The sequence below is a fragment of the Salinispira sp. genome (assembly GCF_059431795.1).
Map to the genome: position 1 here is coordinate 1 of NZ_JBXWXS010000022.1, position 26472 is coordinate 26472.

Here is a 26472-nt window from a genome sequence, read left to right on the forward strand (position 1 = left end):
AACCAAGGGTCTGAACCGATTCACGGTGCGAGGGAAGACAAAAGTAAATACCCAGTGGCGGTTGTTTTGTCTGGTGCACAATATAGAAAAGCTGAAGACGTGCTGGCAGTAGAAAAGAAAGAGAGGCATACTTGAGATTCCCAGTGCAATCCGGAAACACAGAGTGGAGTAGTCGCTTTATTAAACTAAGGCCATTTTATGCTTTGCCTATAACGGCCTGTCCGAGTAGAATTATTGCTGGCTGCAGGGACTTTTTCTACAGCCTCGTTATCTGGACATAGGAAAGCATGCAAAATAGAATGGCTTACTGTGGCGAAAACTGTAGTATCTGCCCAGCATATATTGCGACAATTAAAGATGCTAATTCTTTACGAATCGAAACTATAAAAAATGGGCACACATTGTAGACTTTTCCAAATTCGAAATAAACTGTCTAGGCTGTAAAAATAATGAAGTCATTTTTGAACCCTGCTCCAAGTGTAAAATAAAAATATGTTGTATCGAACGTAAACTGGAAGATTGTTCATTTTGTCCTGAACTTGACGCTTGTAATGAAATTATTCGACCTTCACGAACTAAAATATATACACGCCTTAAATCCACAAAAAATGAGATATTATCTATTCCCAAAAAATGATCAACTCTTGAAACCAATAAACAGCTAGAATAAAATAGAATAAAAGAGAGGGTGAATGAATGTCCAAGACAATAACCATTCGAATTGATGAAGACACGTATTCAATATTCAAAAAAGCTGCAGAAGGAGACCGGAGATCAATCTCAAATTTTATTGAATTTGCGACCTTGTCCTACATTTCTGAAGAAGCCTTCGTCACCGATGAAGAAATGGAAAATATTCTTACAGATAGCGACCTGGTAAAGTCACTAAAGAAAGGAGAATCAGAGATTAAATCTGGGAAATATAGAATTGTCGACTAACGATTTCTCGATTGCAGAAACTGCATCATTTGAAAAGAAAATAAAGAAATCTCAATACAAGTCGCTCTATTCAAAAATCACTTCCTATATCTATCCTCAATTGAAAAAGAACCCATACTTTGGTCCAAATATTAAACGTCTCAAGGGTGAGCTTTCGGAGTATTACCGATATCGATTAGGAAAATACCGACTATTCTATAAAATAGAAGAAGAACGTGTCATGGTGTTTGTTATTGATATCGAACATCGAAAAGATGCATATAGTTAGGGCCATATATCAAGGACTTCGAACCGATTCGCCTATTGTCACAGTCCTTGCTTCGGCTGCGCCGGCAAGGACGCGCGCCAATTTTCGGCTCGCCGCTCAAATGGTCGCTATGCAGTATTGAGCAATATTCAGAATAATAGGATGGAGAATTGAGTGAAAAAACAATCATAATTGGATCAAATGGAATACTGGGAAAATTCATAGTTGAAAAAGCAATTGAAAAGATTGGAATAGACAATATTGTATTATCTGATTATAAGAAATATAGACTGAGAGAACAAAGTAAAGATATTGAACTCAGACATGGGAAACAACCACAAACAAGAGTCATTGATATTGAATCTGATACAAGCATAGAAAACGGCTTAAGTGATATTGGTTCTGTCGTAATTGCTCTTCAGCAGCGAGAGCCACTTATTCAAAAGATCTGTATCAAAAACGATATCAATAGCATTGATTTATCTGTAGATTCTGACTTTCTAGAAAGAGCTGCTAATTTAAAAACCAATTCTGATAGTATTCAATTGCTGACTGGTGGATTATTTCCAGGACTTTCTGGAATTATTGCTAAAGATCTTTGCTCTATCGAAACTAATGAGATCATACATGTTGGATTGCTTCAATCGAAAAATGGCTCAAATGGCAAAACTGGTGTATCAGATATGCTAAAGATATTTAATAGAAATGTAGAATATATGGAAGAAAATAAAATATCAAATTTTTCCGGATTTTCTAAAAAGAATAAATTTTTGTGTAATTCAGATAAGGACGAAAGGGATTTAAGATTATCAGATTTCGTTGAAAGAAAAATACTAGAAAAGAGTGGCATTAAGTCTAACTATTATACTGCATTTAAGAATGAAAGAATTAACAAAGCGATATCACTATTAAGAAAGATAGGATTATTAAATTTACTGAAATATGAAAATATGAACAATCTAATAAGTAGTTTGTTTACCAATGGAAAGTCATCAAACATGGATGAAACCATTGGGCTTTCTTTTAAAACCTCTAAAAAGAATATTTGTATAATATTAAAATCTGATTACGAAGCAACTGCATCATGTGCTATTGCCTTTTTGATTTCTATCAAAAAGAATACAAACAGAGGGGTTCAATATCCTTTTCAACTCTTTTCATATAACGAAATTGAAAATCTTATACGTGATGTAGTTAAGGAATATAAAGAATATGCATAACAATCGTATGCAACTGCCAGTCCTACTGTCACGGTCCTTGCTTTGGCTGCGCCAGCAAGTACGCGCGCCAATGACGGCTCACGGCTCACGGCTCAAGTCGTTGTTGAAATCTAAGAAATATCAAGCATTGCAACTTTTTTTGGAGTTTATATTTGAAAGAAATATTTGATGGTTATCTTTTACAACCCAAAACTCAGCAATTATCCAATGGTAGATTTTCAGTTTCAGTACAAATTTCAAAATCAGTAAATGGATCGAAGCGCACTGAAATTTTTACTGATGAAAAGATATTCTTAATTTTACAAGTAGAAGCACAAAAGGAATCCTTAATTCTCGGGAAAAATATCATTCGTCGAAACATGGTCAGTTTTTAATTAAAGAATATTTGTATCTCTATTGTAGACAATTGAGTGACAATAAGCTGATATTTTATCAGAGGATTCGAATGAAATTTATTTCTGTCAGGGACCTTAGAACATCCCCAGCTCAAATCTGGAAACAACTTCCTGAAGAACAAGAACTGGTAAGGTAGTGTCAAATATCTTGCTTGTACCACGAAGTCAGCCGCTCCTCCCGGAGCGGAGCGTCCTCCGGAAAAGGGCGGAAAATCAACGATAATCGCATAATTTCGACGTTAGCAATAGCGATTACGGCGTTAATCCTGGTGGGAGTGTCCGTATTGGTGAACTATACTTTTGATGGAGGATCAATGAAACGAGAACGAAACCTAGTCGATGTGTTTAAGGGTCTCATATATTTCGGTTTAGCAATCATCCTTTTATGCGCCTTCAGCTGTCGTCTATTCACTCCTGTCCAGACTCCGTTCGACCCATACAGAGATTTGACTGGTGAACTCGCCGTTTTTCCCGGTGCTCAGGGTTTCGGAACGTCAACCCGGGCCGGTAGGGGTGGAGCAGTTTTCGTTGTAAGCAATCTCAATGCTGATGGTCCGGGATCCCTCGCCGCGGCGTTGTCAGCCGAAGGATCTCGAACGGTGGTGTTCGAAGTAGGCGGCATCATAGAACTGGAGGAAAGTATCGTCGTAAGCGAACCCTACCTCACCCTGGCAGGTCAGACTTCTCCCGATCCAGGTATCACGCTGGTGGGAGCCGGAATCGTCATACATACTCATGATGTTTTGATTCAGCATATCCGGGTCAGGCCAGGGGATACCTCCGAAGGCGAAGATCCGGAAAACCGGGACGGTATTTCCGTCGTAGGAGACCCCAGGGGAGAAACGGCTGTATTCAATGTGGTGATCGATCATTGTTCGGTAAGCTGGGCAATCGACGAGGGCATGAGCACCTGGTATGAAGGGGTTCGGGATGTTACCTTTTCTCATAACATTATCGCCGAGAATTTAAGTGTATCCCTCCATCCCAAAGGCGAGCACTCGAAAGGTTTATTAATTGGCGATCATTCCCGGCGGATCAGTGTTATCGGAAATATATTTGCCCACAATATGCGTCGAAACCCACTTCTTAAAGGAGACACGTCAAGTTATATCGCGAACAATCTTATTTATAATGGCGGCACCCAGGGCATCGGGTTTTCCGATGGGGAAAACTCCGGCAGTTCGATTTCTACCATTCGGAAAAACGTGTTTATTCCTGGAACCGATTCTGCCGGTGACGAATATATCTGGCGGGGAAATGAGACCAATGATGATATCAGGCTCTTTCTTGCAGATAATGTTGTAGATGCCGGGGTCCTTGTGCCCTTTAGCCCGTCACCGACGATACGGGAAGTGAAAGTTCCGAATCCACCTGTTGATATCCTGCCGATGACACTGCTTTCAACGGCAGTACTTGAAGCAGAGCTCATTAATACTTCCGGTGCATATCCTTCTGCTCGCGATTCAATTGATCAGCGGATCATCTCAGATCTTTCTTCCCGTACCGGAAGAATTATCGATAGCCAGGATGAGGTCGGAGGATATCCCTCCTCAACACCCTTCATCCGTAGCCTGACCCTGCCTGCGTCACCGAATGGGGATTCTGACGGCGACGGATATACGAATTTAGAGGAGTGGCTGCACGATTTTGCTCGAACAGTCGAGGGCGGATGATCGGCGGCTTAAGACGCCCGGGCGAAAACCGCCATATGCTTCGCCGGCTGCCTGAAGAAAATACAGGTTTCCCTTTCGCTTCGTTCTCTTGAATAAGCCGTTTTGGATATCCTCCAGAATTCCGGGAATGGCCGCTGCGACTTCGTCGGCGTCCATGAGAATTTTCTCTTTCGTATCCCTGCGGACGAGCATAACTTTGCCGTTTTCCATAAGAAAGGTTATCATAATTGTGCAGTATAGATACTCGAAAATAGCGGGTATGGAGATGACACATTACAGTAAGGAATGTAAGGCTCAGGCCTTGAATCTGTCTGATGATATCGGGTTGAAAACAGCGTTATGATTTCGACAGGTTATCGGAGCATCTTTCAAGTTTTCATTCTGAAGGATGCTCGGAGTTAAATTTTATTTTTTTTATCCTAGAAATTTGACAAAGTATCATGGGTTTTCGATACTTTTACTTGTTACAGCAATAGCAGATGATTTGAATCAGGAGGAATTGCATGGATGAACAACAAAGGAAAATTATTGATGATGCGTGGAGCAAAGAATCAATAATGGAGGTTGAGATAAATATCATCGAGCGGATGATTGGTGCACGTACTGTAGAGGCAGTAGAAGCATCTATTAGTTACGCCCAGTTTTTGCGGCTCTCTGGACTGACCAATGATAATTATCCACTATTCCTCCGCTTACTGGAAGTGGAAAACCACTGGGTTATTGATTCGCTGATAGGAAACAAGGATCCATTCCTACTTCTCAGCTCTATCCAACCAAACAGCTATTTGCTGTTAAATGCTTTTCAACTTTGTACCAACTGGCATCCCGGAGGGATTTATCCTAAGACCTTGGCTATAGTACTGGGAGTCCTTCAAGCGACGTTCAGCTCGCCTAAGGATGGGTATCGTACCTACAATGTAAGCATCAACGATGTGAATAATCTCGGGAAGCATCTAAACAAGGAACTTGGCCAGGACGATCCGAATAACAGGACTATTCTTGACATTCTTGATCGCCTCGGCTCGCTCGCAGGAACTTCCGAGAGCGACAAACTAGAACAAATGTCTCGCCAAGCCAATAGCATTCGTACCTATTTCTTCGACGTACGCAAGAAGATGGAAGACATTATTCCACAGGTGCTGCTGGTAAAATCGGACTACATCGCGAAGGAAATCGCACCGGGCAAGGTATTCGTGTAAGCGAGATATCAGTAAGGAGATGAATACATGAAAGAATTATTCGACAAAAAAGAGACGTGGAGCAAAGCTGATATCGCACAAATCGAATACAACCTCCTACGGGGGTTGATGGGCGTGCGTACCACAGAATCCGTTGAGGCTGCTATGACCTATGCGGCGTATCTGAATAGCATTGGTATCACCAGTAGCAATTACCCGATTTTCTTGAAGGTATTGGGGGTGCGCAACCATCATGTTATCGATTCACTGCTGGGAACTCGCGACCCGTTTCTGTTTATGAGTTCGATTCAACCGAATTTCTTCATAGTTGCGACGTGTTTTAGTTTCTTGGCGAAATACCATCCCGCAGAGATTTATTCCAAGACTCTTGGTATAATTCTTGGGGTTTTTCAAGCAACCTACAACAATCCTTTAGATGGCTATAATATCTATCAACCAACGATTTCGAATATAAACAGCCTCGGAAAACACCTGATTGAGGAAAAAGGTCAGGATGATCTACTCAATCGGAGCATTCTAGATGTCTTAGACAAAATATCTGCTCTAGAAGGAGTTGGGAAGGACGAGGAAATGGAAGATCTTGCAGTTCATGCTCACAATATTCGGAACAACTTCTTTGACTCTACAAAACGTCTGGTAGATATCATTCCCAACGTCTTGTTGAAGACCGAGCCGAATCTTGACCCAGAGCTGGAACCTCGGGCACAGGTAGCTCTAGAAGAAGCGGACGGACAAGCAGCTCCAGACGCTGCCGATGCGGAAGCAGACGAGTAAAAGCACGTATTTCCTCAAAACGCGAAAGGCGGTGTGGGTGTGAGAACCGCACCGCCTTTTTTTTCTACAATACATATGAGCCTGAAGGAGTAGTTATATGAAAACCTGGGAAGAAAGGGGCTGGGGTCAAGAAGACCTTGATAAGCTCGAATTGAGTTTCTTGAATAGAATTTTTGCATTGAATGAAGTGCAAGGAGTTAATGCAACAATCCTTATTGCCCATTATATGCGTATGGTTGGTGTTCACCCGGATAATTATCCCCTCTATCTTCGAATCATAGAAATGAAAAATGAGTATGTAATCGATGCCTTAATTGGAGACGCAGATCCCGTGCATTTTTTCGATGATGTTCAACCGAACTTTTACATCATAAAAGAATGTTTTGATTCAATGGCTCGGGCGAAGCGAGGCGGTATTTACGAGAAAAGCCTCTTGGTATTCCTCGGTCTAATCTTGAAGAACTATAAAAATCCCATCGAGGGATACCGGGTATTTCCATTGACGGATAACGAAGTTAATGTTTTGGGGAAACATTTGGTAGAAAGCGAAAATCAACTTTATCCATTGAATCAAAATATCTTATTCATACTTGACAAGATCGCCGACCTTGTCGATCCGGGCCGGCCAGAAGAAGACCAGAAAATCATCTCAGTGGCGAGTCAGGCGAATAATATTCGTGGAAAATTCCTGGATATGACCAAGTCCCTCAACGAAGCTATTCCTGATAATCTACTCCAGATCGAAGATTTTCGTGAGACCGAAATAGAACCAACTGTACAGGTTCAGTAGCGGTACCCGCTTAAGAGATCGACTCTAAAAACCCGGCTTGGCATACTTGCAGGTCGGGTTTTTCATTAATCACATCGTTTAGTAGGGATCAAGAATAGAATCGCTTGAAAAAATCAAGGAGACGTTGAAAGAAGCTCCGACGCAAGCGCTGCTTGCTGCTTTCCGAAGATGAATCGTCATGCCGTTTTATAGCATTATCCGATGATAGATTCCCGGTTTGCTTACGCGCAGGCTCGCTCTGGGGTAGAGTTTCCGCAGTATCGCTCTGGATTGTTAGAGAATCATCGGATCTTGCTGAAGTGTCGTATTTTTCTGGAATTGTGGAATCGGATATTAGATCCTGTTCCGAAGGAGATTCCTGGTTCTCCACAGATTCATTTCTATTTCGCTTGGTTAGATCTAATTTTTCTCTATCCACAGGTTCTTCAGTACTGCCTGCAAGAGAATCATCGAAATTTCCTTTGCGGTTCGCGATGGAATTTTCATCCTGATTCAGAGCTGTTGAACGAGATGTATTGGAGGTGATCTGGGTTTTCCGATCAGCCTCACGCTCTGCTAACGCTCGTTGCGAATCGCTGGAATCATGGATGCCATCAGAGTCGGATGTGTGGAAAATAAAATCTGTCGCACTGCGATCATACGATTGAAAATGTTCTTCAACCTCTATCTGGTCGGTTCGATATTCATCGTCCCGTTCTTCTGGTTCATCGAGAATAGATTTCGTTTCATCACTGGATATTTCTGTTGAAGCTGAGGTGTCCTGATTCTCCTCGTGGTTATCCACAAGAGTGATTGATTCGTCAGTTTGTTTGCCTGCTGGGATTGTATTGTGTGTCTTTTCTATGCTGGCATCCGCCGGTGACGTTTGGTCGCTTCTCGATCGATGACCGATCTGAAATAGCCTTTTGAAGAAATCGATGGTTCGCCTAACCAATTGAGAAGCTCTTCCCCGCTTCCGGTGTGTAATGTCTGGTTCTTCACGTCGATCAGCTGATTTGGTATCGTCGGACGGCGGTCTGGAAACGGCTTGTGCATTATCGGTTTCATCTGCAGGTTTCTTGACTTGGTGATATTCTGGTTCTCCGCTATGGTCCAACCATTCTGACTTTTCCAAGCCTTGTGCGTAGCGAGGCATATTTTTTTGATACACAATGACGTTTTCAGACAAGTCTTCCAGATCTTCAACTTCCTCTTTGATTTCGGTGGACAGGTTAATAAAGCTGGTATTTCCCCGTTCCGCCAGAGCATCGGCATGCTCATGATAAATCGAATGACTTTCCTGTGCGCTATACAAGCGGTAAAAGTCAAAACTCACTTCAGAGAAATGATTGAATTGCCTACAGTTTTTCTTAAGATCCTCGAGATAGCGAAGGAGTTTTTGGTGTTTTAGCGGGTAATCTTCATCGGTTTCTTCACAAAAGGATTGAATAATTACGGCCAGAGAATAGATGTCCCGCTGTACGGGTGTTAAGCCAGGCTCTGGCAAGTACCTTGCGATAGATTCAGGCAGATCGTCCCGCCAATTTTGTTCATGTAAAAGCCCTGGTCCAATCAGGCTTAGCTTCAGACCACTATTTGACAAACCTGAACTGGGAATCAGTATGCTTTCGGGATTGAGCATGCCATGGGATAGCCCTACTGATTCCAGCTCATGAAGGGCCTCAACCAATTGGGAAAGCAGCATGAGGTTATCGCTGAAACTCAGTTTAGGATTCTTAGCTGATACCTCCGACAAACTCATACCTTCAATAACCTGACTGGCAAAGTACAGGCGATCTTCAAAAGGTCCGAATTCTATGGGAATCATGAGGTGGATGGATCCTCGCTTAAGAGATTCCCGCAGCTTAAGCTGAAGAGAATGTACCTCAGATTGGTTAAAGCTATGTACACCACGCTCCATGAATTGAAGATTAAACATATTCGGAGAAAATATTGCTTTAGCCAGCCATAATGAATAAACATCGTTTGAAGCGACCCGTCGTTCTAAGAGGTAGCAATTATTGACATTCGTGTTTTTTGATACCGTTTTGCCCATTTATGTTTTCCGCTTATAATAATCAAGAAAAGATTGTCCTAAACCCGCATAACGGTCATCTATCTCTTTCTCCGCTTCGAGATTACGGGTTTGAAACCACTTCCGAAAATATGTATTAAGATAATTTCGCCGTTCTATAAGGTTTTGACTGATTTCCTCGCTGAGTGACTGAACATCAGCTTGTGGTATAACTGAGCTTGAAAATACCTTGCGGCAGAAACTGCGAATCCAATCATCGTCATGCTGCATCATGATCTGAAGACGCTGTTCGAAGTCACCAATGCTAAGCTTTTGGAAGTTTTCCGGTTTCAAAAGAGTGAGAAAACGTGTTTTTTCCTCTCGATGCCAGCCGAATTTATCATCTGTCCCAGAAATTTTCATTCCGGGGGTTTCTAAATCCGCCTTATTATAGTCGATTACTATGATATATGGGTTTGTATCGCTGTCGTGTTTCACAAGGTAATTATTTGGATTACGGTCCTCATCAAAAAACAACCAGCGATTAATTAGATCATTGGCAATCATCTTCAGAAATGGATTTTCTAGATAGTTATAACTGGAAATCTGCATAGCGCTGCTTATGTGTTTGGTGGCTCGGAAGGTTTTTCCGTCCTTTTGATACACAATGGTCGGCGCTGCGGGAGTTTTCATGACAAAATCGAAATAGTACGCAATTTCCTGAATCTTATGTTCTCGGGCTTCTTTTTTAGGGATTTCCTTGAGTAGCCATTCGTTTCCTTCTTCATCACGGGCCCCCGTATATCCTCTGATCTTTGCATTGAATGGAACAAGGGCATCGTCTCCAATGTCGGAGAATTTGATTGTGCTTAGCTCATCGATCAGGCTGAAAAGTGTCTTATCCAGGTACAGAAACTTTCGGACAGCCGCATCTTTTATTGTGTCAGCAATAAGCATGTTGTCATCTTTTTCCGACATACCATGTCTCCTGTGTTTTTTTGGTTACGGCGAATTTGGAGGTTATCTCCCCTTGGTGGATCAGTAAATAGGGTCCATCGGTGCCAATATTACAATATAAAATATAGTGACCCTTGATTCCGATTATATCTCGCCAGATCCCTGTTTTGTTGCCGGTCTGCCACATTGGATTGTGGCCAACGATAAATGGAGTCATTTCGTCGAGCTTCATTTTCCGCAGCATGTTGCGAAGATCTTCTTCATCATACTCCTTGAGGCTGCGAGCACCACCGCGGAATTCCTGAAGACGGTTCCACATGAGCTGGTGATAATAATCCTGATTGTCGTGAACGTCGATAATTTCCTGACGGGTTGCGCCATTGCGAACTGGTCCAGCGTGAGTTACAACAAATCCGTTTCCGATTACGAACATCGGCAATCCGTTAAACAGTCTATCAACTGACTCTAGATATTCAAGCCCTCGCTGCGCCGTAATGTATTTTTTAAATTCGAGCCCCTGCTTTATTGCGCTTTTCGCAAGTCGCTCGTCAAATGTATCGTGATTACCTCGTAAATAAATGATTTGATGACCGAACTCAAGGATTAATTCAACTACTCGTTCCAAGGTTTGGAGGGATGACTCCATTTCCAACATTTGCCCAACTTGATCGTTGTGGACCACATCGCCGACCAAAATCATTTGGGTACGCTTTGCGGAAAGATCTTTATCGTTTCCCTCATGAGCGACTATAGCATTTAGATTCTCTATACTGCCGTGAATGTCACCGACAACAATGGTTTTCCCATCGTAATCCGAAACATCGATTAAACCGCCAGGGCGCCCCTGACTATTGCTAGGACGAGATGGGTGGTCTGCCAGGATTTTGCTGGCCTGAAGAATTTCTTTCGTATTCATGATTAACGATCTTCCTTACTACCTTAAGTTTCTGAAATCTTACGAGCAAAATCAATGAATTCCGGTGAAGGTTTTACTTCTCGATCTTCTCTCATAATCCGAACCATCAAGACCTTAGGAATTGTATCTGTTAATTGTTTGGTATTATCGAAATATGCATCTCGGATGTTAAAAGCTTGCTTCGATATGGTGAGTTTATGCTGCGTCTGATGATACTCCCCCAACCTTGCGATCCGATCGAGAATTTCAAGAAGAGTTTCATTAATATTATCAAATTGATCTCGTTCCGTATTGAGGAATTTTCCCATATTTTGAAGATCGGTTATTGAAATGGCATAAATATCATAGCCGTCATCGGGTTTGTAGTAGGAATATTCAATAATGCCCAGGACCGAAAGGATGACTTTTTCGTAAATCTGTCCTGGATGCCAGGCGGACAGCAGAACGAAGGCCCTGGTTATTAGTTGTAGATTTGGTCGGATTGTGGTGAATAGGAGGCGAGGATCGCGGTCCGCAAGCAATTCGTCCACAATCCAACGGTTATTCGTTTCTATTAATTTAAGAAATAGATAGTAATTCTTTGAGGTAATTCCCACATGGCTGAGATATTTGGCAAACGCCATGCTCGATCCGACTTGTATAGGGTTATTGCTGCCAAAAATACCATCGAGAATGATCTGGCGGTTATTTTGTATAATCTCACTTTCAGGTGATGTATAATATCCCTCAGCCATTTCTGTCCTCTTATGTTGTAAGCCTACTTTCCTTTTAATATTTTCGGCAGAATTGATGAAAAACCTAAGTTTTTTTGTATTCACCGGGTTTTCTGATCTATATTTATGGTATGGAATGGCTAAAGCCCCTTAATGAACTCTTTGCTTATGCACGAATAAACCGCTGGGTTGCGCAAACCGATACACGCCTTTTAAATTTTATTGAAGCACTCGATGATTCTGACCGTCATGAATTGATTGATTGGATCACCATTAATCACCATACAATTCCCGCTGAGAAGGAACATTTTATTATATGCCTGATCCTTTTGAGGGAGTTTGGCGCCCGGCCATCGGCTCTTCTCGATTTTATGTATCGCACATTAAACGGAAAACTTGATGAGATGGATGTCAGCTATCTGTTGTCTAAGCTTTTTGATGGTGAATATCCCATATCGTCTTCTGTTATGCATGAGCTGGTTGGCCGCCATTACTTTTCCCTTTTGCGTGCGGTTCGATACGTAGTCGGTTTGAAAGAGATAGAATCAAAACAACCTCCGATGGATACCGCAATATTCTTCTCGCTTTTATATAATCGTGTCGGGCTTGATGATAAAAATCGGGCAGTCTTGTCTTTACTACTCATGATGATGGAGATTGAGCTTCCTGATATCGTTATGACCGAAGTTCAATCGTATCTCGATAGTCTGGAAACATCTCTGCAGAGAATAGCCGATGGAGACGCCGGTGCCTTTGAAGATCCCAGAGAGATAATCCGACGGGCCCCGACGCCGCCTATCTCGAACACAGCAGCAAAGGATTCCCCGGAATTACCCGTAGCCGGCCAAAATGGAGCCATGCTTCACAATATAGCTGCACCTGACAATAGACCGAAACTCTCTCCCCGGGATGGAGCAGACAAAACGCAAGGGAAGAATCCTGGTCCGGTAGATAGCCCTAGTGATGAAACCGATGACCCAATTAACGAGCAGGCTATGGCACGACAACAGGATCATGCATTAAAACCACAAGACGAAAATGCACAAATAGAAACTACAGCAGTTTCTGAAATCCAGGGGGATCAATCGAAATTATCGTTACCTGACGGAGATGATGCCGATCCGGCAGCCATGGGCGAACCATCTGATGTAGAGCCACAAAGTGAGGCTCAAGAAGCCTCTGTAGAAAATCAACATACACCCGACAATGCGGGCATCGATACAGCTGTTGGAGATGATACTTCGACAGCGAATATTGATGTCCACAATCCTGAAAAAGATCCACAGAATAGCGAAGAGTTGACACAAGATTCCTGGAGAATAGAGTTATCCAAGAGGCGCAAGGGGATGAAAGGAATACTATCAGCCCTCGGTGAAGAGATGCCAATTGAAGATCAACCCGAACACCAGGCTCTCCCGGATCAGAAATCAGCTGAGCTGGCGAAACAATCTGTATACCGGCATCTCGATGTGCGTCCAAACGAAACACTATCCACGAAAAATACGAGTCCACCCGCGAAATTGCGAGCAATCGGAAAGTACACGGTCCTTTTTAGTATATTCGCTGTCGTATTGCTGGGTGCAGGACTGATTCTTTGGTCTAACATCGGTTTCTTAGGAGAAAACACCATTGAAGAACCCATAGGACGCACCGTCGACACCGATACCCCGAATACGGAAACATTAAACTCCAGCCCTCCCAATATTGAGTCCCAGTCTATCCGGCAAGAAAGCCCCACAGCAGCACAGGAAAACCCCAATGCCGGACAAAATGATATTTATCTCGAAGAGAGGGGTGAGCAACTAACCTGGCAGGTCGGTTCCGGTCAGTCTCTTTGGGATCTGCATCAATATCTGCTTCGTAATCCTGAAGGTTCTCGATATGATTTTCCTATGACACCATATATAAACTTCGAGCGACATATCCTGAGCTTGAATCCCGAAATTGAAGACATCGATATGGTTTTTCCTAACCAAATTATTTTGGTTTTTCAAACCGAGTAACACAGCAGAGCATCTTTCAACATTAATTTTAGAAAGATACCGGATAACAACTGGTTTTCCAGATATAGGACAGAAGTATCCCCTCCCCGGTTATTGAGCACAACGCCTTAAAATGCTCGGGAAACTAGAAGAATCGAAGCCCGTACAACCCGATGGTGAGCAGCAGCCCTGCAGCGTAGCACCAGCGATTCCATTTGAAAACCCGGTACCCGTCCATGCCCTCGAAGGGAATAAACGGCAGCGCCTGATAAATCAACGCCGGGGTAAAGAGCATCCGAAGTCCTTCTGCAATGCCGGTCCAGGGCAGGATGAACGTCGAGGTGTAAACCGCCAGGGTGGCAATCCATGCGGCAAACGCCGCCCGGCCTTCGTATGCTTTGAAGCGGGAATAATGCCACAGCTTTTTCCGGGGAACCCACATGCCGAAATGGGGCCACCAGGCACCTAAGAGAGCGAGCCCGATGGACCAGGGACCGCCGCCGTGGGCGTTCTGAAATCGCAATTTTCCGTACCCCCGGGCGAAAGGGTAGCTGAACAGAATTCGCAACAGACTGGTCCCAATGATCATCGTTGCCGCCGATATCAACCACAACCATCCTGCTTGACCGAATCGTCCCACGCCTGCGGCGGCAATAGTGGAAATTAGGAGACTGATCAGGATACCCCGGACCGGGCTGTGGCGATGTATCGATGTTTCATCCAGGGAAGCGGAAGGGGCGTTGGAAGGAGAAGTATTGGGTGTTTCGCTGCGAAGCCACAGGCTGTAGCCTGTGTTGGCGAAGGTAATAAAAAATAGGTACAGAAAACCAAACAGTGAATAGGGATATACCCCACGGAACCATGAGGGAATTGAGAATCCCTGCCTGGCGAACATATTCCATGACGGGGTGTTATCGTCCCGGATGAGCGCTAACTGATCATCACAGCCGGCTGAAACCAACTCTTCAAGCCCCTGACTCAGAAGCTCAGGCCCCAGCCCCTGTCCCCGGCCGGCAGCATCTACAAAAATGAAATCAATCATCCCGGCTTTTTTCCCGATTCGTTTGAGGATCACTCCCCCGACCATATCTCCGGCATCGTTCCGTGCGTATATGGCCCATGCAGGTCTTGAAGGGACAATAAGGCCGCTCCCCGGACCAAAAACCTTCCGGCCAAGGGCAGCGACTTCCTTCGATTCCTCTTCCGTGGATACTTTCGTAAAAATCATGCTTACTCCTTCTGAAAAGATAGCATTCGCCCGGGAAAAGGCAATTTTTTTATGCATTGCAGATATGCCGGTGTTTGGAAATCTACTCCTGGGATATACTGTTTGTCAGCTTACACTGTGCATGAAAATACTGACAGCGGAGAACCGGAACAAGGCCAAGTTATCCGCAGAAATTGATGTTCAGCAGCAATTATATTGGAGTGTAGATGACATATATTCGAGTGGAGATAACATAATGAACGATCTGAATCTATTACTGGATTTTCATCTGGAGGGAGATAGGCAAGGTCCCGGTAGCGAGAAGGACACTCTTAAGGCCCTCAGTTTTGTGGATACCTCAGGAGATACTCCTTTGAGGGTGGTGGACATGGGATGCGGAACCGGAGCCCAGACCATCACCCTGGCACAGAATCTGAGGGGCAGCATCACAGCCGTTGATCTTTTCCCTGCATTTCTGGCCAAACTGATGCAGAGGGCAGAAAGCTGCGCACTTCAGGCGGCTATTGAAACCCGGGAAGCCGACATGAATGCCCCGGGATTTTCCGAGCATGAGTTTGACCTGATCTGGTCTGAAGGAGCCATCTACAGCATGGGATTCGAAAACGGGGTGAAAAAATGGAGGAGATTTCTTAAACCCGGGGGCTATCTTGCAGTGAGTGAAATCACCTGGAAAACGGACAAACGGCCAGAGGAAATAAGAGATCACTGGAATAGAGAGTATCCGGAAATTGATACTGCGTCAGGGAAAATACGGGTTCTGGAGGACAACGGATTTACACCTGTCGGATTCTTTTTTCTGCCACAAGCCAGCTGGCTGGACTCTTACTACACTCCCATGGAGGATCGGTTCGAACGTTTTCTTCAACGACACGATTACTCCCAAGGAGCCAGACGTCAGGTGGAAGCGGAAAAAGAGGAGATCCGACTCTATAAACAATACAGTGATTTTGTGGGCTACGGGTTTTATGTGGCCAGGAAAACGGCTGCGGGGTAAAATAGAATGAGCAAGCTGGCAGCCGGTGTTACCTTGAGAATCTCCGAAAAATGAGAAGATACGGGGCGGGATTTCCCGCCCGGGACGGCAGGGAAGGGATTAAATCCCCTCCCTGATGAAAGCATCGCTGTACCCCCGGGCCCGGAACCAGTAGAGCACGGTTCCCTTTTCGTCGTTGTTCAACGGCCCTACAAATACCCGGTAAATGCTGGATGTTTCAGCACTTTCTGTGCTTCTGTCCACCGGCAGCACCGCCAGGGGATACCCGGGAGCCACCTCTTCCACAACCCTCTTTGCGCTTCTGGGGTTGGCGAAAGCACCCACCTGGAGATAATACCCACCGGATTGGAGGGTGTTCACCAAGGGAAGATTGGCTTCCGCCCAGTTCCTGTCAGGAAGATCATCTGGCGGGGAAGCAGCTGATGCCGGTCCCGCGGGCCTTTGAATTTCTTCCGGCTTATCGGTTCCTTCCTCCGGCCGGGGAGGCGGAGTGCGGGGTGAGCTTTCCTCCAGATACACCAGCAGATCCGGAGCGTCTTCAGCGGCTTCTTCCGGCTCTTGTATCTCGGGGCTTCGGAAGTCCGCTTCTTCCATGGTGATAATCACGTCTTCGGGACTCTCCCGCTCAATGGGCAAATCTATGCTATCCGGGTCTTCCGTTTCCCCCGACGGGGAAACCGGCGTATCAGATTCTGTTTCAGCCACCCGTCTGTCCCCGGGTTCCGGAGGACTGGCCTGGGATACTTCGGGATCATCCGCGGAAAGCCGGAGAATGCCTGCTTCTATACCATACTGCTTTTCCAACGGCTCATGGCCGATTTGAGGAGCTTCACCGGACTCGGCAACAGGACGGGGGAGAGGATCTGCAGGTCGCTGTTCGCCGGCCACCCTGGGCTCGCTATCACCCTCAATATTCTCCAGATTACGGGGTTGGGCACTGATTCGAGAAAAGGGCAGCCCGGGCCTGGGATCGATGTACTGTGCCAGAGGAACGGTGTGTTCGTCCAACGGCCGGGGCTCAGGAGAGGACAGCCGAATGTTGGAATCCTGTGCTGATTCATCGATTCCGGGATCCGGCGAAGGCAGCCCTTCTAAATCCGGCACGTCCGGCTCGCCGCTGGCAATGTAATCTAAATAGTCCATTGCCGGCAGATCATCGTCTATATCTGATTCCGTCAGCTCTTGAAGATCTTCGGTTGGTTCATCTGAAGCCAGACGGCTCATATCCATTTCCGCTTCGGCCAGAGGAAGATCTTGAAGAGGAGCATCATCGCTGCTGATACGGGGAACTGATTCGGAGAGCTCTCCGCCGCCGGGTGGCAGAAAGAGATTTCTTTCCGGGTAGCGTTCCCTGATCCGGCGGATCCATTCCTGTCCCGGATCGGCAAGGAGTTCTTCGGCATATGCATCATCGCCGGGTTCCCGGCTGCTCTCGTCTATTTCAGCAACCGATTCCGGCAGAGGTTCTGCAATCCGCTGATCGTCTTGAGCGTCCTGTGGGATCTCCTGATCTTCCGGCTGATCGTCAAGCAGAGGGGCTTGTTCAGCTGCCGTTTCCTCGGGAGTCGTCTCAGGAGGCAGAGCTGCTATATCGCTTTCGGGTTCCGGCTGGGGTGCGTTCAATTGCTCCGGATCATATTCGGGAGGCCAGAAGACGTAGTCGGGGGTTGCAATGGTGAAATCCGGGCTGACAGCATTGCTCCCGTCCTGAAGCCTGGTTATGGCTTCCAGAATTCCTTTCGGGCCCACTGAGTCCACCATCCGCGGGGATTGCTCACGCTGTGCCTGAGCCCCGGTGTAGGGAAGATCCGAACGGATAGAATCTTCACGGATTTCGCTCACACCTTCATTGAGTCCGCGGCGGGTTACCCTGGGAGATGTATCTCTGGAATCAGCGGGGGCGGGGGCCGGTGTTTCCCGAACATCGCTCTGATCGGGGGATGGTTCAGCTGCGGGTTCTTCCGCAGGCTTTTCCGCTGGGTCTTCCGGCGGCTGCGCTGCAGGTTCCTGCGGGGTTTCCCGTTCGTTTTGAGAGAGAAAAAACTCTTCATATTCTGGTTCGCTGAGTTCTTCAAGGATAACCAGTGCATCGTCGGAAGGAATTTCATCTGCCTGATTGCTGCGCTGCTGGGGGGGCTCGCTTTGGCCGGAGTCTTGATCCCTATCGCTGCTCTGTTGGGAGTCAGCTTGAGCAGAGCCGTTTTCCCCATCGGGTCGGAGGAGCGGATTATCTACTTCGGGAATTTCGGCACCCGGGTCAAACACAAAACGGTTAGGGTCCGAAATCTCGGCACCGGGGTTCTGATCCGGATCGGGACTGAAGGGCAAATCGTTGCCAGACTCCACGGAAGCCAGTCCGGGTACGCTGATAGGGCTTGCAATGAGGTTGATGGGGTTGCGGCGCTCAACCCCAAGAGCATCAGCCGCCTCCCGGGACAGAAGCAGGAAAATACCCGGCTCGTTGAGATCATCAACAATAATTACCCGGATGCTCTCTCCGCTGGCGGGATTGCGAACCTCCAGCAGGGAGTTCCTGGAGAAGCTGCTGCTGGCGGCATAGTATCCTTCTTCGGGAAATTCCCCTGCCCTGCTCCTGGCGGAGAGGCCTTCATACATCTCCTGGGCAGCCAGCGGTATTCCTGAAAGTATCGTTATTAGTATTAAAGCGATGTATCGTTTCATGCTTATGTCCCCTCAGCCTAAAATAAGCTCGCCGAAGCTATACGGTTAAGAAATATTCTGGAAGCTTCATATCCGTTTATTTGCAGAGGCGGTTCCACCTCATATTCAATACTGGAATCCGCCAGGGTGGCAACTGCGTCCCTCACCCTGATAATTTCGTATTCGAGAGCGGTCAGATGGATGCTGCTTTCATTTTGTCCGTCATAAAACAGACGAAGATAAATAAGCGTATCCGCCCCCCCTTCCCGGGCGATTCTGCTGCGTCTTGCCAGAAGACTTTGGGTCTCCGCCTCACCGGGCAGCTGAGTGCTGTCTTCATATATTTCTCCCGGTGCGTTAAATACAATATGTCCCTTATCGAATAGATCGTCCATAATCCCCGATTCAACATCCACACTGGTTTCCCGGATATAGCGGGATGAAATGAGTTCACTGTGTACGTCGAGAACCAGGTCATAACTGATCATCACGGTTCCGGCATGGAGCATAAAACCGGGAACTGCCGTAAGTGCTATTATGAGAATCAGAGGGAATTTTTGAATTTTCATGAGAATCCTCCTTTCTCAATGTCGGCAGAAGAGACGGAGACTGTAGCAGGAGTTGAACCCTGCAGTTGCTGAAAGGATATTTTAGTGATAGGTTCAAAAAACGATGGAAATTTACGTTCTCCAGTGTCTCTCCGGCAACGAGGATCTACTGCGCAAGAGACTTGTACTGGCGCATCCCGAGCTGGGAGAACATATACACATTCCCCGCCGGCACATGAAAATCCGCAAGCAAGGCCGACACTTCACGAAAGAGTATATCCTTTTTCCCGGATATATCTTCCTGGAAACCGAACATATCCACAAGAAATATCTGGAAAGCATGAGAACCATCCACACGGCTTTACGGATTTTGCCCGATAACCTTCACCCCCTGCCCCTGAACAGCTGGGAACGGGAATTTTTCTCCCGGCTTTTACGGAATGGAGAGATCATCGGCTCTTCAGCGGTTCAATTTGATACTGATAACCGGATACAGGTGCTCCATGGACCTCTTGAAGGCCTTGAGGGGTCGATTGTGAAGGTGGACAGAAGAAAAGGACGGGCTCGGGTGCGTCTGGATATGTACAATAAAACCTTCGAAGTGGATTTCTCATTTCATGACATGAAAAAGCAGAATTCTGCCGATGTTCAGAAATGAGGTCAGTTTATCACAACACAGCAAACAACAAATTTGAACGGACTTCCAGAGAATGATTTGTCCGACTCAGGGAATAAGGGAGTTACCAGGTGAGCAGTTCACAGCAGAAGAATCCGAAGGGGCGGATTTATATTATCGGCGCAGGATTCGCCGGGCAGACTCTGGCCAAAGAAATAGAGCGGAAAGGGATTTTCGGGAATGTCGCCTCATATCTGGATGATAATAATGAGATCATCGGCAGACACATTGATGATATCCCGGTACTTGGACCGGTGAAGGATATTATTCCCATGCTCGAGCCCAGGGGTGAAGATATGGCAGTCATAGCCATGCCTTCGGTGAGCAGGGACAGGATTAAGGAGATATTTCTCCAGCTGAAGCGGCAGCAGTTCAGTAAAATCAAGATTCTCCCCGATATGGAGCAGATTATTGAGGGAAGTGCTCACTTGGTGCAAACCCGGGAGATCGATCCTCAGGACCTGCTCCTGCGCAAGCCGGTGCAGATCGGCCTGAAAGAAAGTATCAGCTACCTGAGAGGAAAGCGGGTGCTGATAACCGGAGCCGGAGGAAGTATCGGCAGCGAACTGTCCCGCCAGCTTCTCCACGGGGGAGCAAGCAGACTATACCTCTTCGGTCACGGGGAGAACAGCATTTATGAGATAGACCGGGAACTGCGCCTCCTTCAGCAGGAAGGCGTGGGGGAAAAGGCTACAATTGTGCCGGTGATCGGCGAACTGCAGGATCCGGATTACATGGAATTCATTATTCCCCGGCTCAAGCCCGATGTGGTCTTTCACACCGCCGCCTACAAACACGTTCCTATGATGGAACATAATCCGGTAATGGCGGTGAAAAATAATCTTTTCGGCACTGCAAATTTACTGAATGCGTTGACCAGCCAATCCGGGGCCAGGCTGGTACTGATTTCCACAGATAAGGTAGTAGAACCCACCAGCATCTACGGTGCCAGCAAGCGGCTGGCCGAAGAGCTGGTGCTCAAGCGGGGAGAAACAAGCCGAAACAACGACATTATGGTGGTCCGTTTCGGAAATGTGCTGGGCTCCCGGGGCAGCATCGTGCCCTTGTTCAAAAAGCAGATTCTCACCGGCGGTCCGGTGACCATTACCCACCCGGAAATGCGCCGTTTTTTCATGACTATTCCCGAGGCAGCCAGTCTCGTACTGAAAGCCGGAGGCGTGGGCACCGGGGGCACCCTGTACACCCTGGAGATGGGTGAACCGGTAATGATCAGGGATCTGGCAGAACAGATGATCCGGTTTTACGGTTTTGAGCCGGACAAGGATATTACCTTTGAATTTATCGGCGCACGAGCGGGTGAGAAACTTGAAGAGCGTCTCCATGACGCCGGTGAAACCAGCGAGGAGACGGAATTCCCGGGCATTCAGCGGGTTAGTGCCAGGGAGAACCGGGTGGATGTTGAGTCCCTGATGATGGAATTGCATCCCCTGTGCTACCGCAGCAGAGAGTTTCCGGAACGATACCGCAACCGCCGTCTTTTGCGCAGCATTATGCGAAAATACCTGCCTAGTCTGAAGGAGTACCCCGATGAACCGGAATTCTGAAGCTCAAATCCCTTACTCCAGGCCGCTATTGGGAAGCGAAGAGGAGGAAGCGGTACTCAAGGTTTTGAGAAGCGGCTGGCTGACCACCGGAACCCAGGCCCTGGAATTCGAACAGGAATTCAGCCGCTTTATCTCAAATGTCGATACGGCAGGGTCCCGGCCCGGCAATGGAAAGCTGCCGGGCCACGGAACTGGGCCGGGCGACGAAACTCAGGCGGGCCAGGAAAATCTGCCGGAGCATAGGAATGAGCCGGGCCAGGCTCATGCCAAGGTCCCGGACGGCAGCGCCGCCGGCTCTGGTGATGCGGGCTTTGCGAATGCGGGCTTTGCTGATGCAGGTACAGAATCGGCACCCCGAAGTCCGGTTACTGCTTTGGCCCTTTCTTCCGCCACAGCGGGGCTCCATGTGGGGCTTGCTGCCCTGGATTTACCCGAGGGAAGTGAAATTCTGCTTTCCCCCTACACGTTTGCCGCCAGCGCCAACGCCCTGCTGTACAACCGGCTGAAACCCCGCTTTGTGGACTGCGCTCCCGGAGGGTTTCATCTGGATCCGGATCGGGCAGAGCATCTGCTGGCTTCCAGCTGGCGTTCCCGGAAGATCAGGGGGCTCATGAGCGTACATTTCGCCGGCTACGAACACCGGGGCGGAGATATAGAGGAGATCTGCAGGCATGCGGGAATCGAGCTCCTGGAAGATGCCGCCCACAGCTTCCCCGCCCGTACAGCGGACGGGGGAATTCAGGGCGGAAGGGGACGCTTCGGCGTGTACTCGTTCTATGCGAATAAGACCATTACCACCGGCGAAGGGGGAATGCTGATCAGCAGAGATGAACGACTGCTTGAGCGGGTCAAGCGGCTGCGTCTCCACGGTATCAGCCGGGAAGTGTGGTCCCGATACACTACCCCCGGCCGGGGCTGGGAATACGATGTGGTGCTCCCGGGGTTTAAGTACAATTTGCCGGATATACTGGCGGCTATCGGGCGTGTGCAGCTGAAGCGGGCGGATGAATTCCTGCTGAAACGGCGACGGATAGCATCCCGCTACGCCCGGGCCTTCGCAGACAGAGATTGGTGCAGTCTCCCGCCTGGAGCAGAAGCCCTCCTGGAGCAGAGCGACATCCGCCAACTGGAGCAGAGCGACATCCGCCACCTGGAGCAACGGGATCCGTCCCGGCAGGACGGTACCGGCACCCGGGCAGAGGATGACATGAGCCACTCCTGGCATATTTACAGCCTGCGGCTGAATCTCGATAAACTGAGCATCGGCCGGGATGAGTTTATTGCCAGACTCGCGGCAAAAGGAATCGGCAGCAGCGTACATTTTATACCCCTGCACCTTATGAGCTACTATGCAAAAACCTTCGGCCTGAAACGGGAAGACTTTCCCAACGCCCTGGAATCGTACCGCTCAAGTATCAGTCTCCCCATATTTCCCTCCCTCAGCGGGGAAGAAACAGAGAGAATAATTGAAGAAGCGCTGAAAATCGGAGATACTTCTTACAGAGGCATATGAAGAGTAAACGCAGCGTCCGGGATATTCTCTCGGGCAACAGCATGTTTCTTCAGGATTACCCCCTGAAAGATGGCTGGTATTGCAGAATAATCCGTTCAACCATTCTCCGGGGAACTATTGTTTCCATACTTGTAGATCCGGAATTTATTTCCCTGGGAGCATATCTGATTCAGCAGAAGGATATTCCCGGAGAAACCAGCTTCCGTCTCTTTGGCGAAGACCTGCCGGTGCTCTCGGGAAACGACGTGCACTACTTCGGCCAGCCGGTGGCATTGCTGGTTGCTGAAAGTGAAGAATTGCTGAATGCCTGCGAGCCCCTGATTCAGATACAGTACGAAGAGTTCCCTCCCCTTCCCGAATCCTTGAGCGACCCCCAGCAGATTTACCGGCAGTCTGAAAAGAGTATCGGGAGTCCGGGGCTCATGTGGGAGCAAAGCGTGGAGAGCGTGGAGAGCAGTTACGAGATCGGTACCCACAGCGATACCAGCAGGGAAGTTATGGGCTGCTTCGCCGAATGGGGGGAAGACGATCTGCTCAGGCTTATCGGGCCCACAATTTGGCCCCACCTCATAGCGGACAGCCTTGTCTCAATTTTGAAACAGAAGAAGCCCCGGATAGAGATTGTCCCCACCAACCCCGGGGTTTTTCATGATCATCTGCTGGTGGACGGCAGTCTGATCGCCTTGTACACCGGGGTGGCTGCGGAACTCACCGGAAAAAATATCAAACTGATACTATCCGAAGAGGAACGTCAGCTCTTCGGCACCCGTCAGCCCCCCATCCATGTAAAACAGCATGTGGGGTTTTCCCCGGACCGGGAAATTCTGGTGAATGATGTAATAGTGGATGTGAATACCGGTGCGTTTGCCCTGTTCTCAACGGAAATGATTAATCAGATCCTTGCCGCCGCTCCCGGGCTGTACCGTTCTCCCAGTTGGAGGGTGCGCATTCATCTTTACCGGAGCAATCTTCCGCCCATGAGTATTTTTCACGGCTTTCATGCCACCCTCATGCAAATTCCCGCTGAGATTCAGGCGAACAGAATTGCGGAGATTGAAGGAAGGGACCCTCTGAAATGGCGGCGTGAACGCCTGCTGAGAAGCGGTGACACCGCCCCACCCCAGTGGACGGTGAAAGAAGATTTGGATAATCAGGGAATTCTTGAACGGTTATCGGTAATCTCGGATTTCACCCGGAAACATTCATCCTTCGAACTGCTTCGAAAGCGAAGATCTTCCAGGGACAGCATTGCTCGAAAAACCAGCGGGAAAAAATACCGCGGGATGGGAATGTCCTACGGATTCCAGCCCAGCGGGTTCAGCCGTACAATGGAACAGCAAATCAAACCCAGGGTCCGGGTGAGCCTTGAAACCGACGGAAGCGTTCAGGGCTATGTGAATACCGCCCCGGGTACTTCCGCCGCCAAGGTGTACATGAGAAATATCATTAAGGAAGAACTGGGGGTGGAGAGCGATAAGGTAATTCTCCACACCAGCGATTCACGGGACATACCCGATTCGGGTCCGGTGTGTCTTTCCCGTTCGCTCACTGTGGTTACCGATACCTTCCGTCAGGCCTGCAGAAAAATCCAGAAACAGCGTTTTCACAGTCCTCTTCCCATCAGCATCGAAACATCTCTCCGCTTTCCCCGTCTTCCCGGATGGGATCAGGATAAGCTGGAGGGGGACCCCTTCCTGTACCGCTCCTACGGTGCAGCTGCAGTTGAGGTTGAACTTGATCCGGTAAGTCTGATTCCTGAAATTCAACGAATCTGGATGGTTGTGGATGCCCCTTCCCTCTTCAATGTGGGCCAAGCCCGCTCCGCCCTGGAAGGGGAGATCATGCAATGTCTCAACTGGATACGGGGGTATCCCCGGGAATTTAAGAACGGGGTGCTTCAACTTCCCAGCGGAGAGGTTACCCGTGGACTGGAACACCGGAAAATACCGGAAATTACCATCGACTTTATTCCCGGCAAGGGAGCCAGGAGCGACAGAACCAAACAGAACGGATTCAGGGATCTGCCCTTCGCCCTCATTCCCTCGGCATATCTTTCCGCCCTTACCCAGGCTACGGGGGGGTACTTCGACAGCATTCCCTGCGACAGCCAGGTGATCTTTAATTACATTAGAGAAAGCGAGGAGGCGGAAGATGATAATTGAGTTCTATTTGAACGATGAGGAAAAGTATCTGGAAATTCCGCCTGAGACATCGCTTCTGGATATTCTCAGTTATCATTTTGAGCTGAAATATGTCCGCCGGGGCTGTGAACGGGGGCACTGCGGCGCCTGCACGGTGTTGGTTGACGACCACCCGACCCCCGCCTGTCTTCTGCCGGCGTTTAATCTTCCTGGCCGTCATGTGGAAACTCTGAGCGGCCTCATAGAACGGGAAGAATTCGGGCACATTGAAACTGCATTTCTCCGGGCGGGGTTTTATCCCTGTAAATATTGTGCTCCTACGAAAATTATCCTGGCTGAATCCATTCTCAGACGGAATGAAAATCAACCCGACGAGAATACCATTCTCCATTATGTGGGAGAAAGCTGGTGCAGCTGTACTTCCCAGGGCAGTTTTGTGAAAGCGGTACAAATCGCCGACAGTCTCCGGCGGAAACGGAGGGCCCTGAATGCAAATCGCCGCTAACCAGAAAGTATTCAGCCCACGGAGTCTTAATGATGCCATAGCCATCCTGAAACGGCGGCCGGGTTGCAGGATTTTCGCCGGTGGAACTCATATTCAGACTGCGGCTGCGGGGAAGGCACGGATTCAGCAGGATATTCTCAGCCTGCATAATATAGAAGAGCTGCGCAGGATCTACCGCAGCGACCGCCTGCTGGAGCTGGGAAGCATGGTTACCCTGGAACGGCTGATACGCCTGGAAGATGCCATTGTGCCCAAAGGTTTACGGGATACCATTCTTGCGATCCCACAGCCGGGTATTCGTAGTCTGGGAACCGTTGGAGGCAACATTCTGGTTCACCCCAGGTATCTGTCCGCCTACTATTACTTCAGTCTTGCCGACGGGAGTGCGGAAATGCGGGGTCCCAACGGCAACCGATGGGTAAGCATTGCAAAACTGCGAAACAGTGAAAACCGAGTAAGCATAGATTCTGAAATTCTTACCCGGGTGCGCCTTCCGATTAATGTCTGGAGTCATCAGATTTTTCGCAAATACGCATCCCGGGAGAACGGAATGGAATACGGTTTCTGTGCACTGGCATCGGTTCACCGGGGAATGCTTGAAGAAATTCGGGTGTCCTATGTTTTCAGTGAGTTGGCTCAACTGCGCAACCGGAACGCCGATTCCCTGCTCACCGGAAAACGTCTTCCCCTGCAGGATCGGGATGTGCGCAGTTATATCAAAAACTTCAACAGCAAATGGAAGGCCCATGTTCCCGAACATCTGGATGATGAGTTGATGCACACCAGGCTGCAGAATCTTTCCGCCTGGTTTATTCACAGTTTGAATAAATCCTGATATACCTG

26 protein-coding genes are annotated in these 26472 nt (G+C 47.8%); 18 read left to right on the top strand and 8 right to left on the bottom strand.

All coding sequences use genetic code 11. The features are described from left to right. Nucleotides 1-10: 10 nt before the first annotated feature. The 7 genes from AC52PS_RS07860 to AC52PS_RS07890 all read left to right on the top strand — a co-directional run bounded on the left by AC52PS_RS07860 (nt 11) and on the right by AC52PS_RS07890 (nt 4474). The gene (locus AC52PS_RS07860; protein WP_495562537.1) at nt 11-112 is read left to right on the top strand and encodes a transposase; all 102 of its coding nucleotides are present in this window, start codon (nt 11-13) and stop codon (nt 110-112) included. Nucleotides 113-400: 288 nt separating this feature from the next. Further along, nucleotides 401-637: a DUF3795 domain-containing protein gene (locus tag AC52PS_RS07865; RefSeq protein ID WP_495562538.1), complete on the top strand. Its 237-nt coding sequence runs from the start codon at nt 401-403 to the stop codon at nt 635-637. 59 nt (nt 638-696) lie between these two features. Next, nucleotides 697-939, top strand: coding sequence for a CopG family transcriptional regulator (locus tag AC52PS_RS07870; protein WP_495562501.1), 243 nt, complete (start codon nt 697-699; stop codon nt 937-939). A gap of 100 nt (nt 940-1039) precedes the next feature. Next, nucleotides 1040-1207 carry a type II toxin-antitoxin system RelE family toxin gene (locus tag AC52PS_RS07875; RefSeq protein ID WP_495562539.1) on the top strand — a complete coding sequence of 56 codons (168 nt, stop codon included), beginning with the start codon at nt 1040-1042 and terminating at the stop codon, nt 1205-1207. A 149-nt stretch (nt 1208-1356) separates the two neighbouring features. Further along, nucleotides 1357-2406: a hypothetical protein gene (locus AC52PS_RS07880; RefSeq protein WP_495562502.1), complete on the top strand. Its 1050-nt coding sequence runs from the start codon at nt 1357-1359 to the stop codon at nt 2404-2406. 152 nt (nt 2407-2558) lie between these two features. Further along, a complete protein-coding gene (locus tag AC52PS_RS07885; RefSeq protein WP_495562503.1) occupies nt 2559-2780 on the top strand; it encodes a hypothetical protein in 222 nt (73 codons plus the stop codon). A gap of 335 nt (nt 2781-3115) precedes the next feature. Then, a complete protein-coding gene (locus tag AC52PS_RS07890) occupies nt 3116-4474 on the top strand; it encodes a pectate lyase family protein (protein ID WP_495562504.1) in 1359 nt (452 codons plus the stop codon). Here the strand turns inward: AC52PS_RS07890 and AC52PS_RS07895 are convergent. Next, nucleotides 4427-4699, bottom strand: coding sequence for a hypothetical protein (locus tag AC52PS_RS07895; protein ID WP_495562505.1), 273 nt, complete (start codon nt 4697-4699; stop codon nt 4427-4429). The genes AC52PS_RS07890 and AC52PS_RS07895 overlap by 48 nt on opposite strands. Nucleotides 4700-4977: 278 nt before the next feature. On the opposite strand from AC52PS_RS07895, the gene AC52PS_RS07900 reads away from it, so the two are divergent. The 3 genes from AC52PS_RS07900 (at nt 4978) to AC52PS_RS07910 (ending at nt 7237) form a co-directional block, all read left to right on the top strand. Further along, nucleotides 4978-5673: a hypothetical protein gene (locus AC52PS_RS07900; protein WP_495562506.1), complete on the top strand. Its 696-nt coding sequence runs from the start codon at nt 4978-4980 to the stop codon at nt 5671-5673. A 27-nt stretch (nt 5674-5700) separates the two neighbouring features. Further along, on the top strand, nt 5701-6447 hold the full coding sequence (locus AC52PS_RS07905; RefSeq protein ID WP_495562507.1) for a hypothetical protein: 747 nt from the start codon (nt 5701-5703) through the stop codon (nt 6445-6447). A gap of 97 nt (nt 6448-6544) precedes the next feature. Then, a complete protein-coding gene (locus AC52PS_RS07910) occupies nt 6545-7237 on the top strand; it encodes a hypothetical protein (RefSeq protein WP_495562508.1) in 693 nt (230 codons plus the stop codon). An 88-nt stretch (nt 7238-7325) separates the two neighbouring features. On the opposite strand, the gene AC52PS_RS07915 is transcribed toward AC52PS_RS07910, so the two are convergent. From AC52PS_RS07915 to AC52PS_RS07930, 4 genes are read right to left on the bottom strand one after another with little or no spacing between them, the layout of a single operon-like run. Further along, nucleotides 7326-9272 carry a hypothetical protein gene (locus AC52PS_RS07915; protein ID WP_495562509.1) on the bottom strand — a complete coding sequence of 649 codons (1947 nt, stop codon included), beginning with the start codon at nt 9270-9272 and terminating at the stop codon, nt 7326-7328. Next, on the bottom strand, nt 9273-10208 hold the full coding sequence (locus tag AC52PS_RS07920; RefSeq protein WP_495562510.1) for a hypothetical protein: 936 nt from the start codon (nt 10206-10208) through the stop codon (nt 9273-9275). It lies immediately after the preceding gene. Beyond that, a complete protein-coding gene (locus AC52PS_RS07925) occupies nt 10192-11103 on the bottom strand; it encodes a metallophosphoesterase (protein ID WP_495562511.1) in 912 nt (303 codons plus the stop codon). The genes AC52PS_RS07920 and AC52PS_RS07925 overlap by 17 nt, the downstream gene beginning before the upstream one ends. A 23-nt stretch (nt 11104-11126) precedes the next feature. After that, on the bottom strand, nt 11127-11837 hold the full coding sequence (locus AC52PS_RS07930) for a hypothetical protein (protein ID WP_495562512.1): 711 nt from the start codon (nt 11835-11837) through the stop codon (nt 11127-11129). A 110-nt stretch (nt 11838-11947) separates the two neighbouring features. Here AC52PS_RS07930 and AC52PS_RS07935 point away from each other — a divergent pair, with 110 nt between their 5' ends. Next, a complete protein-coding gene (locus AC52PS_RS07935) occupies nt 11948-13819 on the top strand; it encodes a hypothetical protein (protein WP_495562513.1) in 1872 nt (623 codons plus the stop codon). Between the two features lie 124 nt (nt 13820-13943). Here AC52PS_RS07935 and AC52PS_RS07940 read toward each other — a convergent pair whose 3' ends face one another. Then, nucleotides 13944-15026 carry a GNAT family N-acetyltransferase gene (locus tag AC52PS_RS07940; RefSeq protein ID WP_495562514.1) on the bottom strand — a complete coding sequence of 361 codons (1083 nt, stop codon included), beginning with the start codon at nt 15024-15026 and terminating at the stop codon, nt 13944-13946. Between the two features lie 121 nt (nt 15027-15147). Here AC52PS_RS07940 and AC52PS_RS07945 point away from each other — a divergent pair, with 121 nt between their 5' ends. Further along, nucleotides 15148-16020, top strand: coding sequence for a class I SAM-dependent methyltransferase (locus tag AC52PS_RS07945; RefSeq protein ID WP_495562515.1), 873 nt, complete (start codon nt 15148-15150; stop codon nt 16018-16020). 99 nt (nt 16021-16119) lie between these two features. Here the strand turns inward: AC52PS_RS07945 and AC52PS_RS07950 are convergent, their stop codons facing one another. Together AC52PS_RS07950 and AC52PS_RS07955 are read right to left on the bottom strand one after the other, a co-directional pair. Further along, complete coding sequence (locus tag AC52PS_RS07950; RefSeq protein WP_495562516.1) at nt 16120-18702, bottom strand: SPOR domain-containing protein; 2583 nt, start codon at nt 18700-18702, stop codon at nt 16120-16122. Between the two features lie 17 nt (nt 18703-18719). Continuing rightward, the gene (locus AC52PS_RS07955; protein WP_495562517.1) at nt 18720-19250 is read right to left on the bottom strand and encodes a hypothetical protein; all 531 of its coding nucleotides are present in this window, start codon (nt 19248-19250) and stop codon (nt 18720-18722) included. Between the two features lie 103 nt (nt 19251-19353). On the opposite strand from AC52PS_RS07955, the gene loaP reads away from it, so the two are divergent. The 6 genes from loaP (at nt 19354) to AC52PS_RS07985 (ending at nt 26464) form a co-directional block, all read left to right on the top strand. Then, on the top strand, nt 19354-19887 hold the full coding sequence (gene loaP / locus AC52PS_RS07960; RefSeq protein WP_495562518.1) for an antiterminator LoaP: 534 nt from the start codon (nt 19354-19356) through the stop codon (nt 19885-19887). 89 nt (nt 19888-19976) lie between these two features. Continuing rightward, nucleotides 19977-21470, top strand: coding sequence for a polysaccharide biosynthesis protein (locus AC52PS_RS07965; RefSeq protein ID WP_495562519.1), 1494 nt, complete (start codon nt 19977-19979; stop codon nt 21468-21470). After that, entirely contained in the window at nt 21454-22983 is a 1530-nt protein-coding gene (locus tag AC52PS_RS07970; protein ID WP_495562520.1) for a DegT/DnrJ/EryC1/StrS family aminotransferase, read from the top strand. The genes AC52PS_RS07965 and AC52PS_RS07970 overlap by 17 nt, the downstream gene beginning before the upstream one ends. Continuing rightward, the gene (locus AC52PS_RS07975; protein ID WP_495562521.1) at nt 22980-25145 is read left to right on the top strand and encodes a xanthine dehydrogenase family protein molybdopterin-binding subunit; all 2166 of its coding nucleotides are present in this window, start codon (nt 22980-22982) and stop codon (nt 25143-25145) included. The genes AC52PS_RS07970 and AC52PS_RS07975 overlap by 4 nt, the downstream gene beginning before the upstream one ends. After that, nucleotides 25135-25629, top strand: coding sequence for a (2Fe-2S)-binding protein (locus AC52PS_RS07980; RefSeq protein WP_495562522.1), 495 nt, complete (start codon nt 25135-25137; stop codon nt 25627-25629). The genes AC52PS_RS07975 and AC52PS_RS07980 overlap by 11 nt, the downstream gene beginning before the upstream one ends. Then, nucleotides 25613-26464 carry an FAD binding domain-containing protein gene (locus tag AC52PS_RS07985; protein WP_495562523.1) on the top strand — a complete coding sequence of 284 codons (852 nt, stop codon included), beginning with the start codon at nt 25613-25615 and terminating at the stop codon, nt 26462-26464. The genes AC52PS_RS07980 and AC52PS_RS07985 overlap by 17 nt, the downstream gene beginning before the upstream one ends. Nucleotides 26465-26472: the final 8 nt, after the last annotated feature.